9 protein-coding genes are annotated in these 14,265 nt (G+C 71.6%); all 9 read left to right on the top strand.

The annotated features are described in order from the left end of the window. Positions 1-289: 289 nt before the first annotated feature. The 9 genes from chvE (at position 290) to ABD784_RS04185 (ending at position 14,227) form a co-directional block, all read left to right on the top strand. Complete coding sequence (gene chvE / locus ABD784_RS04225; protein WP_344880393.1) at positions 290-1,459, top strand: multiple monosaccharide ABC transporter substrate-binding protein; 1,170 nt, start codon at positions 290-292, stop codon at positions 1,457-1,459. A 110-nt stretch (positions 1,460-1,569) separates the two neighbouring features. Further along, a complete protein-coding gene (gene mmsA / locus ABD784_RS04220; protein WP_344880390.1) occupies positions 1,570-3,108 on the top strand; it encodes a multiple monosaccharide ABC transporter ATP-binding protein in 1,539 nt (512 codons plus the stop codon). Then, on the top strand, positions 3,105-4,286 hold the full coding sequence (gene mmsB / locus ABD784_RS04215; RefSeq protein ID WP_344880387.1) for a multiple monosaccharide ABC transporter permease: 1,182 nt from the start codon (positions 3,105-3,107) through the stop codon (positions 4,284-4,286). The genes mmsA and mmsB overlap by 4 nt, the downstream gene beginning before the upstream one ends. A 314-nt stretch (positions 4,287-4,600) precedes the next feature. Continuing rightward, positions 4,601-6,688 (top strand): acyltransferase family protein, encoded by a 2,088-nt coding sequence (locus ABD784_RS04210; protein WP_344880384.1) that lies wholly within the window; start codon positions 4,601-4,603, stop codon positions 6,686-6,688. A gap of 88 nt (positions 6,689-6,776) precedes the next feature. Next, positions 6,777-8,282: an IMP dehydrogenase gene (guaB, locus tag ABD784_RS04205; RefSeq protein WP_344880381.1), complete on the top strand. Its 1,506-nt coding sequence runs from the start codon at positions 6,777-6,779 to the stop codon at positions 8,280-8,282. A 7-nt stretch (positions 8,283-8,289) separates the two neighbouring features. Continuing rightward, positions 8,290-9,624: a DUF4872 domain-containing protein gene (locus tag ABD784_RS04200; RefSeq protein WP_344880378.1), complete on the top strand. Its 1,335-nt coding sequence runs from the start codon at positions 8,290-8,292 to the stop codon at positions 9,622-9,624. 142 nt (positions 9,625-9,766) lie between these two features. Further along, positions 9,767-10,912 (top strand): GuaB3 family IMP dehydrogenase-related protein, encoded by a 1,146-nt coding sequence (locus ABD784_RS04195; RefSeq protein ID WP_344880375.1) that lies wholly within the window; start codon positions 9,767-9,769, stop codon positions 10,910-10,912. 2 nt (positions 10,913-10,914) lie between these two features. Continuing rightward, positions 10,915-12,654 carry a glycerol-3-phosphate dehydrogenase/oxidase gene (locus ABD784_RS04190; RefSeq protein WP_344880372.1) on the top strand — a complete coding sequence of 580 codons (1,740 nt, stop codon included), beginning with the start codon at positions 10,915-10,917 and terminating at the stop codon, positions 12,652-12,654. Between the two features lie 118 nt (positions 12,655-12,772). Beyond that, positions 12,773-14,227: an SURF1 family cytochrome oxidase biogenesis protein gene (locus ABD784_RS04185; protein ID WP_344880369.1), complete on the top strand. Its 1,455-nt coding sequence runs from the start codon at positions 12,773-12,775 to the stop codon at positions 14,225-14,227. Positions 14,228-14,265: the final 38 nt, after the last annotated feature.

Raw genomic sequence — 14,265 nt, 5'->3', positions numbered from 1 at the left:
AGCCGCAGGCCGACGCGACCGGAACACGGGACGGGAACACGGGACCGGGCGCCGCCGACGGGCGGGGCCCGGCACCCCGTGTTGCCGAATCGTGACCCGCCGGGGTTCGCCACGGCCAATTGTTATCGCTAACATAGTGTGAGTTGAAGCACGATGGGAGCGTTCCCGCAGGTTCTGCGGGTCCCGGAAGGGCCCTGGGACGGGGTTCCCAGCCGTTCACGGCTGGGAACCCCGTCCCGGTCCGTCACCCGCATCCGGCCGGCCACCCGGCCGATCACAAGGAGAAGCAATGGCTAAGAACATCTGGACTACGCGCGCGGTCGCCTCGCTCGCCGGCCTGACCCTCGTGGGCGCCCTCGCGGCGTGCGGCGGATCCGGCGCCGGGGGCGCCGGTGCCGGCGGCGGCGGCGAAGAGCAGGCGCCCGAGGACATGACCATCGGCGTGGCCATGCCGACGCAGACGTCGGAGCGCTGGATCGCCGACGGCGAGGCGGTCAAGAGCGGCCTCGAGGAGGCCGGCTTCGAGGTGGACCTGCAGTTCGCCAACGACGACATCCCCACCCAGCAGCAGCAGATCGACCAGATGATCACCAAGGGCGCTGACATCCTCGTGGTCGCCTCCATCGACGGGACCGCCCTGGGCAACCAGCTCAAGGCCGCCGCCGACCAGGACATCCCGATCATCGCCTACGACCGCCTGATCAACGACACCGAGAACGTGGACCACTACGTCACGTTCGACAACTACAACGTGGGGGTCCAGCAGGCCACGTCGCTGCTGCAGGGCCTCGGCGTCCTCGACGGCGAGGGCAACGAGACGGGGGAGGAGGGCCCGTTCAACATCGAGCTCTTCGCCGGCTCGCTGGACGACAACAACGCGCACTTCTTCTGGAAGGGCGCCATGGAGACCCTCCAGCCGCACATCGACGCCGGCACGCTGGTGGTCCCCTCCGGGCAGACCAGCATCGAGCAGGCCGCGACGCTGCGCTGGTCGCAGGAGACGGCGCAGAAGCGCATGGAGGATCTGCTCACGGCCCACTACGGCGGCGGCAGCGACCAGCTCGACGGCGTCCTCTCGCCCTACGACGGCATCTCCCGCGGCATCATCACGGCCCTGAAGAACGCCGGCTACGGCGACACGATCGAGGCCGGACTGCCCGTCACCAGCGGCCAGGACGCCGAGATCGCCTCCGTGAAGCTCATCAACGACGGCGTCCAGTACGCCACGATCTTCAAGGACACCCGCAAGCTCGCCCAGCAGGCCGTGGCGGCGGCGACGTCGTACGCGGAGGGCGAGGAGCCCGAGGCGAACGACACCGAGTCCTACGACAACGGCGTCAAGGTGGTCCCGTCCTACCTGCTCGAGTCGGACATCGTGGTCAAGGACAACATCCAGTCGCTCCTGATCGACTCGGAGTACTGGACCGCGGAGGAAGTCGAGGCGGGGCAGGCGGGCTGACCGCCGCCACCTCCCGGCCGGCGCCCGCGCCCGGCCTCGTCAGTCACCGATGAACGCGGGGGCCGAACGCCAGTTCGGCCCCCGCGCCATGATCGAAGGACAGGTCCACCATGGACAGCACCATCCTGCAGATGCAGGACATCACCAAGACGTTCCCCGGGGTCAAAGCCCTCCAGGACGTCAACCTCTCCGTCGAGCGCGGCGAGATCCACGCGATCTGCGGCGAGAACGGGGCCGGCAAGTCGACCCTGATGAAGGTCCTCTCCGGCGTCTACCCGCACGGCAGCTACGAGGGCCAGATCCTCTTCGAGGGCCAAGAGATGAAGTTCTCCTCCATCAAGGACTCGGAGCGCCAGGGCATCGTGATCATCCACCAGGAGCTCGCCCTGGTCCCGTACCTCTCGATCGCCGAGAACCTCTTCCTCGGCAACGAGCGCCAGGCCGGCGGCTTCATCGAGTGGAACCGCACCAACCAGGACGCCGCCGCGCTGCTCAAGCGGGTCGGCCTGGACGAGAACCCGGTGGAGCCGGTCGGCAGCCTCGGCGTCGGCAAGCAGCAGCTGGTGGAGATCGCCAAGGCCCTCAGCAAGGACGTGCGCCTGCTCATCCTCGACGAGCCGACCGCCGCCCTGAACGACGCCGACTCCGAGCACCTGCTGCAGCTGCTCCGCGAGCTGCGGGAGGAGGGGATGACCTGCATCATCATCTCCCACAAGCTCGGGGAGATCGAGGACATCGCGGACACGACGACGATCATCCGCGACGGGCAGACCGTCGAGACGCTGGACATGTCCGCCCCCGGCTCCACGCAGGACCGCATCATCCGCGGCATGGTGGGCCGCGACCTCTCCCACCGCTACCCGGAGCGCACCCCGCAGATCGGCGACGTCGTCTTCGAGGTCCGCGACTGGACCGTGCACCACCCCACGCAGGCCGGCCGCGTGGTCGTCGACCACGCCAACCTGGAGGTCCGCGCGGGGGAGATCGTCGGCATCGCCGGCCTCATGGGCGCCGGGCGCACCGAGCTCGCGATGAGCGTGTTCGGCCACTCGTACGGCCGCGGCATCTCCGGCGAGGTCCGCATGGACGGCCGTCCCGTCGACACGTCGACGGTGGACAAGGCCATCAAGGCGGGCATCGCCTACGTCTCCGAGGACCGCAAGCACTACGGCCTGAACCTCATCGAGGACATCCGCGTGAACACGAGCGCCGCGGGCCTGGACAAGATCTCCCGCAGCGGCTTCGTCAACGGCAACGAGGAGATCCGCATCGCCGAGGGCTACCGGAAGTCCATGAACATCAAGGCCCCCACCGTGATGTCCGTGACGGGGAACCTCTCCGGCGGCAACCAGCAGAAGGTCGTCCTCGGCAAGTGGCTGCACACGGCCCCCGAGCTGCTGATCCTCGACGAGCCCACCCGCGGCATCGACGTCGGGGCGAAGTACGAGATCTACACGATCATCAACCGCCTCGCCGAGGCCGGGAAGGCGGTGCTCGTGATCTCCTCCGAGCTGCCGGAGCTCCTCGGCATCTGCGACCGCATCTACACCCTCGCCTACGGCCGGCTGACCGGCCAGCTCCCGCGCGCCGAGGCCAACCAGGAGCGCCTCATGGAGCTCATGACCATCGAGAAGGAGGCAGTCCGGTGACCGTCGCCAGCGACATCAAGGACCTCTTCACCAAGAATCTCCGCACCAGCGGCATCTACATCGCGTTCGCCCTGATCATCGTCCTCTTCACGGTGCTCACGGACGGGCTGCTGCTCAGCCCCATCAACATCACCAACATCGTGCTGCAGTACTCCTACGTGCTGATCCTCGCGCTCGGCATGATCATGGTGATCGTCGCCGGGCACATCGACCTCTCGGTCGGGTCGCTCGTCGCGTTCACGGGCGCCGTCTCCGCGGTGCTGGTCATCCAGCAGGACCTGCCCTGGTGGCTCGGCGTCCTCGCGGCCCTGGGGATGGGCGTCCTGTGCGGGGCGTGGCAGGGCTTCTGGGTGGCCTACGTGGGCATCCCGGCCTTCATCGTCACCCTCGCGGGCATGCTGCTCTTCCGCGGCCTGACGTACCTGACGCTCGGCAACATCTCCCTCTCGCCCTTCCCGGGGGAGTACCAGCGCGTCGCCGGAGGCTTCCTCAACGGCCTGCTCGGCGGCTACGGGTACGACCTCTTCACCCTGATCATCGGCGTCTTCGCGGTGGCCGGGTTCGCCTGGTCCCAGTGGCGCTCGCGCCGCGCCCGCATCCGCTACGAGCAGCAGGTCGAGTCGCTCGGCCTCTTCGCCACCAAGCTCGTCCTGGTCGCCGCCGTCGTCCTGTGGTTCTTCTGGCAGCTCGCGCACAGCCGCGGCATGCCGATCGTCCTGATCATCCTGGCCGTCCTGATCATCACGTACCACGTGGTCACCACGCGGACGGTGTTCGGCCGGCACATCTACGCGATCGGCGGCAACCTGGCCGCGGCCCGCCTCTCCGGCGTGAACGTCAAGCGCGTCAACTTCTGGATCTTCATCAACATGGGCCTGCTCGCCGGCGTCGCCGGCGCGGTGTTCTCCTCGCGCTCCAACGGCGCGCAGCCGGGCGCCGGCAACATGTTCGAGCTGGACGCGATCGCCGCCTGCTTTATCGGCGGCGCCTCCACCACGGGCGGCGTCGGCCGGGTCACCGGCGCGATCGTCGGCGGCCTGGTCATGGCGGTCATGTCCAACGGCATGCAGCTGATGGGCGTGGACCAGTCGACCCAGCAGATCGTCAAGGGACTCGTGCTCCTGCTCGCCGTGGCGTTCGACATCTACAACAAGCGCCGCGCCGGGGCCAGCAAGTAGCCCCCGTCCGCCGCGCCCCGTCGGGGCAGGCGCGGCGGGACGCGCAGGCTCCACCACGACGCCGGCGCGTCGCCCCACGCGGGCGGCGCGCCGGCGTCGTCCGTCCGCGGGTGTGGAGGGCGAGTCCCGCCGCGCACGGCGCCGACAAGCTCCCCAGTCAGCCCCCAGTCAGCCCCGGGACGGGCATCGGGAGGCCTCGGAGGGACGGGCTGCTCCGGGGCCGACTGGAACCGCACTGGTAAAATTGGACGTCGGGCCGCGCGCGATCCAGCCGCCGGCGCACCGAAACCGTCCCCTGCAGGAAGACCACCTCGATGCCCGTCAGCACCCCTCTGCCGCAGGCCGCGGCCGTCGCGAAGCCAGCGTACCGGCCGGAGGTCCAAGGGCTGCGGGCCTTCGCCGTGCTCATGGTGGTGCTGTACCACGTCTGGCTCGGCAAGGTCTCCGGCGGCGTGGACGTGTTCCTGCTGCTCTCGGCCTTCCTGCTGACGGTCTCCTTCACGTACCGGGTCGAGTCCGGCCGCCCGCTGGAGCTGGTCCGCTACTGGCTCAACCGGCTCCGGGGGCTGCTGCCCGCGGCGATCGTGGTGCTGCTGGCCGTGCTCGCCGCCACCGTCTCGCTGCTGCCCCGCACGCGCTGGGAGGACGTGGCCAGCCAGACCGTCTCCAGTCTCTTCTACGTCCAGAACTGGAACCTGGCCCTCGGCTCGGTCGACTACTACGCGGCGGACCACGCCACCGCCAGCCCGCTGCAGCACTTCTGGTCGCTGAGCATCCAGGGCCAGGTCTTCGTGCTCTGGCCGCTCCTCATCGCCGGCGCGGCCCTGCTCTGGCGGGCCCTCGGGCGCCGCCGGCCGGGCCTCGGCTTCCGGCCCGTCCTCGCCGGCGTGTTCGGCTCGGTCTTCCTCCTCTCCCTGGCGTACTCGGTCTACATCACGGCCACCCGCCAGACCTGGGCGTACTTCGACACCGGCGCCCGCCTGTGGGAGTTCGCGCTGGGCTCCCTGCTGGTCGTCGCCCTGCCCTGGATGGAGCGGCTCCCGGTCCTGCTACGCGTCGCCATGGGCTGGACCGGGCTGCTCGCCATGCTCTCCTGCGGCATCCTGCTCCAGGTCGAGGCCTCGTTCCCCGGCTACGTGGGCCTCTGGCCGACCCTGGCCGCGGCCCTGATCGTCGGCTCCGGCGCCACCGGCCACCCGCTCGGGGCGGACCGGCTGCTCTCCACCCGGCCTCTCATCCGGCTGGGCGACATCTCCTACGCGCTCTACCTCTGGCACTGGCCCATCCTCGTGATCTACCTGGTCACCAACGGGCTGGACAGCGCCGGCTGGCTCGGCGGCACCGCCGTCATCGGCCTCTCCCTGGCCCTGGCCTGGGCCACCACCAAGATCGTGGAGACCCCCTTCCACCAGTGGCACTGGCCCACCCAGCGCCGCCGCCGGCTCTCGCTGGTCCTGGCCGCCCTGATCGGGCTGGTGCTCCTGCCGCTGAACAGCTGGCAGAACCGGGTGGAGGCGTTCGAGGACGCCGCCGCCAGCCAGACGGCCGCCGACAACCCCGGCGCGGCCGCGCTCCAGTCGGGCTTCGCCGGGGAGCCGAGCGCCGAAGCCGCCGTCCTGCCGCTGTCCACATCGCTGGACGAGGAGTGGGCCAACGTCGGCGGGGCGTGCCTGAACTCCTACGCCCCGGCGGACGAGCGGATCGAGTTCTGCAAGCAGTTCGGGGACCCGGCGACGGCCGAGAAGTTCGTCATCGTCCTCGGCGACTCCCACGCCCAGCACTGGAGCACCGCCCTGCACCCGGCCGCGGTGGGGAACGACTGGGCGTGGATCATGATCCACGAGCCTTCCTGCCGGTTCGGCACCACCGGCCCGGACCGCACCGAGCGCTGCAACGACTTCATCGAGGCCGCCACCGGCTACGTCCTGGAGCACCGCCCGGACGCCGTCGTCACCGTCGCCTCCCACACCGCCAAGTACCCGGACGACGCCGGGCGCACCCCCGCCGAGCAGGAGCGGGTCGCCGATGGATACGTGGAGTCCGTCCTGCCGTTCGCCGAGGCCGGCATCCAGGTCGCCGGCGTGCGGGACACCCCCCGCTACACCTACGCCGTCCCCGAGTGCGTGGACATGCGCGGCGCCGAGGCGTGCGGGCTGCCGCAGGAGCAGCTGCTCGCCGCGGAGAACCCGCTGGACGCGCTGCAGGCGCAGGTCGACGCCGGCCGGCTCCCGGACGAGCTGAGCTTCTTCGACATGACGGACCAGTTCTGCGTCGAGGGCACCTGCCGCGCCGTGATCGGCAACGTGATCACCATCCGGGACGAAGATCACATCACCCGCACCTACGCCCAGACGCTCGCGCGCGTGTTCGAGCAGCGCCTGACCGCGGCGCTGGGGTGGTAGAGGCACCGGCCGACGGGTAGGAATGCGTCGCCCCGTGCACGCGTTCTAGGATGTAATCACCCTCCTCTGGCTCGCGAAAGGCCCCCCTGTGTCTGAGTTCAACCCGTTCGCCCTCGAAGGCCTCACCTACGACGACGTGCTGCTGCTGCCCGGCCCCACGGATGTGATCCCCTCGGAGGCCGACACGGCAACGCGCCTGACCAAGCGCATCAGCCTGAACATGCCGCTGGTCTCCGCCGCGATGGACACCGTGACCGAGGCGCCGATGGCGATCGCGCTGGCGCGCCAGGGCGGCATCGGCATCATCCACCGGAACCTCTCGATCGACGACCAGGCCCGCCAGGTGGACAAGGTCAAGCGCTCCGAGTCCGGCATGATCACCGACCCGGTCACCATCACCCCGGACGCGAGCCTGCTGGACCTGGACGACCTCTGCGGCCACTACCGGGTCTCCGGCCTGCCCGTGGTAGACCAGGACAAGAAGCTCCTCGGCCTGATCACCAACCGCGACATCCGCTTCGTCCCGCGCGAGGAGTTCGCGACCACCAAGGTCTACGAGAAGATGACCCCGATGCCGCTGATCACGGCCAAAGTGGGCGTCGAGCCGGCCGAGGTCCAGCGCCTGCTGGGGGAGAACCGCATCGAGAAGCTCCCGCTGGTGGACGACGAGGGCATCCTCCAGGGCCTGATCACCGTCAAGGACTTCGACAAGGCCGAGCAGTACCCGCAGGCCACCAAGGACGACCAGGGCCGCCTGCGCGTCGGCGCCGCCGTCGGCTTCTTCGGCGAGGGCTACGAGCGCGCGATGGCGCTGGTCGACGCGGGCGTCGACGTCCTCGTGGTCGATACCGCCAACGGCCACAGCCAGGGCGTGCTGGACATGATCGCCCGCCTGAAGAAGGACCCGGCCGCCGCCCACGTGGACGTCATCGGCGGCCAGGCCGCCACCCGCGAGGGCGCGCAGGCCATCATCGACGCGGGCGCGGACGCCATCAAGGTCGGCGTCGGCCCGGGCTCCATCTGCACCACCCGCATCGTCGCCGGCGTCGGCGTCCCGCAGGTCACCGCCATCCACGAGTCCGCCAAGGCCGCCATCCCGGCCGGCGTGCCCGTCATCGCCGACGGCGGCCTGCAGCACTCCGGCGACATCGGCAAGGCCCTCGTGGCCGGCGCCGACTCCGTCATGCTCGGCTCGCTGCTCGCCGGCACCGCCGAGTCCCCGGGCGACCTGGTGTTCATGAACGGCAAGCAGTTCAAGACCTACCGCGGCATGGGCTCCCTCGGCGCCATGCAGACTCGCGGCAAGAACACCTCCTACTCGAAGGACCGCTACTTCCAGGCGGACGCGCCCTCGGACGAGAAGCTGATCCCCGAGGGCATCGAGGGCCAGGTCCCGTACCGCGGCCCGCTCTCCGCCGTCGCGCACCAGCTGGTCGGCGGGCTGCGCCAGACCATGTTCTACGTGGGCGGACGCACCATCCCGGAGCTCAAGGAACGCGGCAAGTTCGTGCGCATCACGGCGGCGGGCCTCAAGGAGTCGCACCCGCACGACATCATGATGACCGTCGAGGCCCCGAACTATAAGTCGCGGTAACCCGGACATGCCCGCCCCCCGCAAGCGCACCGGCGCCCCCGACCTGACCCCCAAGCAGCTCCAGAAGCTCGCCCGCGAGCGCATGGCGCGCACCGAGGAGACGTACACGCAGGCGCGCAAGGCGGTCCTCGCCGGCGCCCCCGAGCGCGGCGGGAACCGCCCGGCCCGGCCCGGCGCGCCGTCCTCGCCCGGGGAGGGGTACGACGACGGCGCGGACCTGCCCGAGTACCCCGCGCCCGGGGACGTGGTCCAGTACGACGCCGGCCTGTGGCAGCGCGTCCTGACCCAGGCCGGCGTCACCGACCCGGCCACCGGGCAGGCGCCGAGCCAGGCGCTGCTCGCCGGGCTCGGCGGCGGCATCGGCTTCATGGTCTTCACCTTCGACTACGACTCCGGCGTCACCGCCACCGTGGTGACGCGGGCGCACCCGGAGCCGTACGTCGAGAACCTCATCGGCCGCCTCGGCGTGCCGGTGCGGCAGACCCACACCTCCAGCGCCAAGCTCGCCCAGCAGCACCTGGACGAGGCGCTCGACGCCGGCCGCGCCGTCGTCGTCCGCGTCACCGAGTCGATGCTGCCGTGGGTCAAGGCCACCGGCAGCGCGGAGGACGCCGAGTCCGTGGATCTCGCCGTCCTCGGCGAGGACGAGTCCGGCAAGTACCTGGTGGACGACGGCTCCGGGGAGCTGCAGCTGCTGCGCCCCGGGCAGCTCTCGGCGGCGCGCTCGCGCCGGAAGAAGGACCGGCACTGGCAGGCCTGGGTGCCGGAGCCGCTGTCGCCGCGCCCGGAGCACCTGCGCGCCGCCGTGGTCGAGGCCGTCGCCGAGACCACCGGGCGCCTCCTCGGCGAGACCGAGCTGCAGGGGATCCCCGCGCACTTCGCCAAGAACTTCGGCGTCGCCGGGATGCGCACCTGGGCCGAGCGGCTCACGGGCACGGGCCAGCGCGACTGGCCGGCCCTGTTCGGCACCGATGAGCGGCTCGCCGGCGGCCTCGGGATGGTCGCCGAGTTCTTCGCCAACGGCCGCTTCGCCGGCCGCGGCGGCCTCCGCGGGCTCTACGCCGAGTTCCTGACCGAGGCCGGGGCCCTGCCCGGCCTCGAGCCGCTCGCCGCGTGCGCCCCGGCCTACGCGGACCTGGCGGGGGAGTGGGACGCGCTGGCCGCCGAGCTGACGCCCGCCGCCGCGGGCACGGGCGAGGACGCGCGGCTGCGCTACTTCGCCTCCCTGGCGGAGCGGATCTCGCGGCTCGCCGACGGGGAGGAGGCGGCCGCCCGCGCGCTGCGCACGGCCGTCCTCGGCCTCGAGGCGCCCACGGCCGGCGGGAACCCGGCGGAGGGCTGACCGGTGTCGGCTCCGGACCGAGCCACGGCAACACGCCCCGGCCACGGCACGGGACGCGGGCCGGCCGGCGGCGTCGGCTTCATCGGGAGGCCCCGGCCCGCGGGAATCCGGCCCGCGAGGGCTGCGCTGATAGGCTGACGGCGTGATGAACGAGATCGAAATCGGCCGCGGCAAGCGCGGGACACGGGCCTACTCGCTGGACGACATCGCGATCGTCCCCAGCCGTCGCACGCGCGACCCGCAGGACGTGTCCGTCAGCTGGCAGATCGATGCCTTCCAGTTCGGCGCGCCCATCATCGGCGCGCCCATGGACTCCGTCATGAGCCCGCGGACCGCCATCATGCTCGGCCAGCTCGGCGGCCTGGGCGTGCTGAACCTCGAGGGCCTCTGGACCCGCTACGAGGACCCGGAGCCCGTCCTCGCGGAGATCGCCTCCCTCGAGGCGGAGACCAGCGGGAACTTCAACCCGGCCGTCACCCAGCGGCTGCAGGAGCTCTACGCCGCCCCCATCCAGCCCGAGCTGATCACCGCGCGCCTGGCGGAGGTCCGCGAGTCCGGCGTCGTCGTCGCCGGGTCCCTGACCCCGCAGCGCACCCAGGAGCACTACAAGACGGTCGTGGATGCCGGCGTCGACCTCTTCGTCATCCGCGGCACCACGGTCTCCGCCGAGCACGTCTCGCAGAACCAGGAGCCGCTGAACCTCAAGCAGTTCATCTACGAGCTCGACGTCCCGGTGATCGTCGGCGGCGTCGCCGGCTACACCCCGGCGCTGCACCTGATGCGCACCGGCGCGGCGGGCGTGCTCGTCGGCTTCGGCGGGGCCGCCACCGGCGCCAACCGCCAGGCCACCGGCATCCACGTCCCCATGGCCACGGCCATCTCCGACGTCGCCGCGGCCCGCCGCGACTACATCGAGGAGTCCGGTGGCCGGTACGTCCACGTCATCGCCGACGGCGGCATGGGCTACGGCGGCAGCGTGGTCAAGGCGTTCGCCATGGGCGCCGACGCCGTCATGCTCGGCACCGCGCTCGCGCGCGCCGAGGAGGCCCCCGGCCGCGGCTGGCACTGGGGCCTGGAGGCCACCCACCCGGACATGCCGCGCGGCGACCGGGTGCATGTCGGCAGCGTGGGCCCGCTGCAGGAGATCCTCTACGGGCCGTCCCACCACACCAACGGGACCTCGAACCTGGTCGGCGCGCTGCGCCGCTCCATGGCCACCACCGGCTACTCCGACCTGAAGGAGTTCCAGCGCGTGGAAGTCATCGTCTCCCCCTACCAAGCGAGGTAAACATGGCAGCGACTCGGTCAGGAACGTTGGGCCCCCAGGAGCGGGCCGAGTCGATAGAGGCGCTCAAGGCGTCGGCCAGCCCCGGCGGCGAGCTCGACGTGCTCATCGTCGGCGGCGGGATCGTCGGCGCCGGCACCGCGCTCGACGCGGCCACCCGCGGCCTGCGCGTGGGCATCGTCGAGGCCCGCGACTGGGCCTCCGGCACGTCGTCGCGCTCCTCCAAGCTCATCCACGGCGGCCTGCGCTACCTGGAGATGCTGGACTTCGGCCTGGTCCGCGAGGCGCTCCAGGAGCGCGGCCTGCTCATGGACCGCATCGCACCGCACCTGGTCCGACCCGTCCCGTTCCTGTACCCGCTGACCAAGCGGATCGTCGAGCGGCCCTACGTGGGCGCCGGCATCGCGCTCTACGACGCGCTCTCCATGGCCTCCGGGCACAGCCGCGGCGTGCCCCTGCACCGGCACCTCTCGCACAAGGGCACCCTCAAGGCGGCGCCCTCCCTGCGCGACGACGCGCTCGTCGGCTCCATCCGCTACTACGACGCGCAGGTCGACGACGCCCGGCTCGTCGTCGACATCGTCCGCACCGCCGCCAAGTACGGCGCGGCGGCCGCCAACCGGCTCAAGGTCGTCGACTTCCTCCGCGAGGGCGAGCGCGTGGTCGGCGCGGTCCTGGAGGACCAGGAGACCGGCGAGCGGTTCCAGGCCAAGGCCAAGCAGATCATCAACGCCACCGGCGTCTGGACCGACGAGACCCAGGACATGGTGACCGACCGCGGCCAGCTGCGCGTGCGCGCGTCGAAGGGCATCCACCTGGTGGTCCCGCGCGACCGCTTCCAGTCCACCGTCGGCCTGATCCTGCGCACCGAGAAGTCCGTGCTCTTCGTCATCCCGTGGGGACGGCACTGGATCATCGGCACCACGGACACCGACTGGACGCTGGACAAGGCGCATCCGGCCGCGTCCAGCAAGGACATCGACTACGTGCTGGAGCACGTGAACAAGGTCCTCAAGCGGCCCCTGACCCGCGAGGACGTCGAGGGCGTCTACGCGGGGCTGCGCCCGCTGCTGGCCGGCGAGAGCGACTCGACGGCGAAGCTCTCCCGCGAGCACGTGGTCACCCACCCCGTCCCGGGTCTGGTGGTGGTCGCCGGCGGCAAGTACACGACCTACCGGATCATGGCCAAGGACGCCGTGGACGAGGCCGTGCGCAGCATGGACATCAACGCCCCGGCCTCCTGCACCGACACCATCCCCGTCCTCGGCGCGGAGGGCTACCGTGCCGCCTGGAACAGCCGGGCGCGCATGGCCCAGGCCGCGGGCGTCCACGTGGTCCGCGTGGAGCACCTGCTCCAGCGCTACGGATCCATGGCGCGCGACGTGCTGGACCTCATCGCCGCGGACCGCTCGCTGGCCGAGCCGCTCCCGGGGGCCGACGACTACCTGGCCGCCGAGGCCGTGTACGCGACGCTGCACGAGGGCGCCCGGCACATCCACGACGTCCTGACCCGGCGCACCCGCATCTCCATCGAGGCGTGGGACCGCGGCGTCTCCGCCGCGCCCGTCGTCGCCGAGCTCATGGCCCCGCTGCTGGGCTGGTCCCCGGCCCAGGTGGACCGCGAGGTGCGGCACTACCTCGCCCGCGTGGAGGCCGAGCGGGCCAGCCAGGAGCAGCCGGACGACATCTCCGCGGACAAGACCCGCATGAACGTCGAGGACATCGTCCCCGTCCGGGAGGACTGACCGGCGGAGCCTGCCCGGAGACGACTGACCGGAGACGGCTCCCCGGCGGCGGGGCCGGGCGGCCCGGCGGCCCCCTCCCGGTTCGGAGTTCTACAGGGCATCGAAGTACGCTGGACGGGTGTTGAAAACCGCCCTGAAGCCGAAATGGCTGCTGGCTCTCCTGCTCGCGCTGGCCCTCGCCGGAGGCTTCGTCTGGCTGAGCCAGTGGCAGTTCGGGCGCGCCCAGACCGCCCCGCCGCCGCCGGCGAGCGTGACCGAGACCCCCGTGGCGCTGACCAGCCACTTCGGGCCCTACCGGCCGCTGATGGCGGAGGACGCGGACCAGATCGTCCGGTTCGACGGTCGGTTCCTCCCGGGCAGCCAGGTCCTCGTCGCCGACCGCCTGCACGAGGCGGAGGACGGCGGCGAGCGGTCCGGCCACTGGGTGGTCGCGGCCTTCGTGCTCGCCGACCCGCTCCCGGACGGGGTCGAGCCGCCCGCCGGGTCCGCGGCCGCCGCGGGCGGGGACGTCGTGATCCCGGTGGTCCGCGGCTGGCAGGAGAGCGCCGCGGAGCCCCCGCCGTTGCCGCAGGGCGAGCTCCAGGTGACCGGCCGCCTGCTGCCGACCGAGTCGCCCGTCGAGGAGCCCGTCCCGGCCACCGGGGGTGTGCCGGTCCTCGAGTCGCTCTCCGTCGCCCAGCTGCTGAACGTGTGGGCCACGGACTCCTACAGCGGATTCGTCGTCGCCTTCGACGTCCTCGGCGCCGCCGGCCAGGACGCCGGGGCCGCCGCGGCCGGGCTCGAGGAGGTCTGGGTCGGCCCGCAGCCGCCGGGGCCGCAGATCAACTGGCTCAACATCTTCTACGGCCTCGAATGGGCGCTCTTCGCCGGGTTCGCGTTCTTCCTCTGGACCCGGCTGGTGCGCGACGACTACCGCAACGAGCAGCGGGCCCGGCTCGCCGCCGCCCGCGCCGCCGGGGCAGCGGGCGGCCCCGACGCGCCGTCGACCGCGGAGCCCACGGGCGCCCGGATCGACGCCGGCACCGGCGCCACGGCGGACGCCACCGCGGGCGCACGCGCCGGCGTCGTACCAGAAGACCAGAACACCACCGCTCAGGAAGGCGACGACGTGTCCAGCCAGAACCTCTCCACCCAGGGCCGCCGCCTCGGCGGCACCGACGCCCAGATCCGCAACGCCGCCGGCTGGTTCAAGATCGCCGCCTACATCACCGGTGTCTTCCTCCTGCTGCTCGTGGTGGAGATGACCGCGAAGTACGGTTTCGGCGTGGAGCTCGTCGCCGGCGGGACCCTCGCGGACGGCTCCTCCCACGCGTTCGGGTTCGTGCCCGTGGACTCCTACGCCGGCGGGTTCAACGTGACGTTGGCCATCCAGATCGCCCACGGCTGGATGTACGTGCTCTACCTCCTGTGCGACTTCCGGCTCTGGATGCTCATGCGCTGGAAGTTCACCCGGTTCCTCTTCATCGCCCTCGGCGGCGTGGTGCCGTTCCTCTCCTTCATCGTGGAGAAGCGCGTGCACCGCAGCGTCGAGGAGGAGGTCGCCACCAACCCGCAGGCCGTCAAGCGCTACTAGCCCGGCCTGCACGCCGGCTGCCCGGCCACCCCGCCCGC

The sequence above is a fragment of the Zhihengliuella alba genome, assembly GCF_039538765.1.
Classification (GTDB): Bacteria; Actinomycetota; Actinomycetes; order Actinomycetales; family Micrococcaceae; genus Zhihengliuella; species Zhihengliuella alba.
Note: the sequence above shows the minus strand (reverse complement) of the source record. Positions and strands in the feature narration are given on the sequence as shown.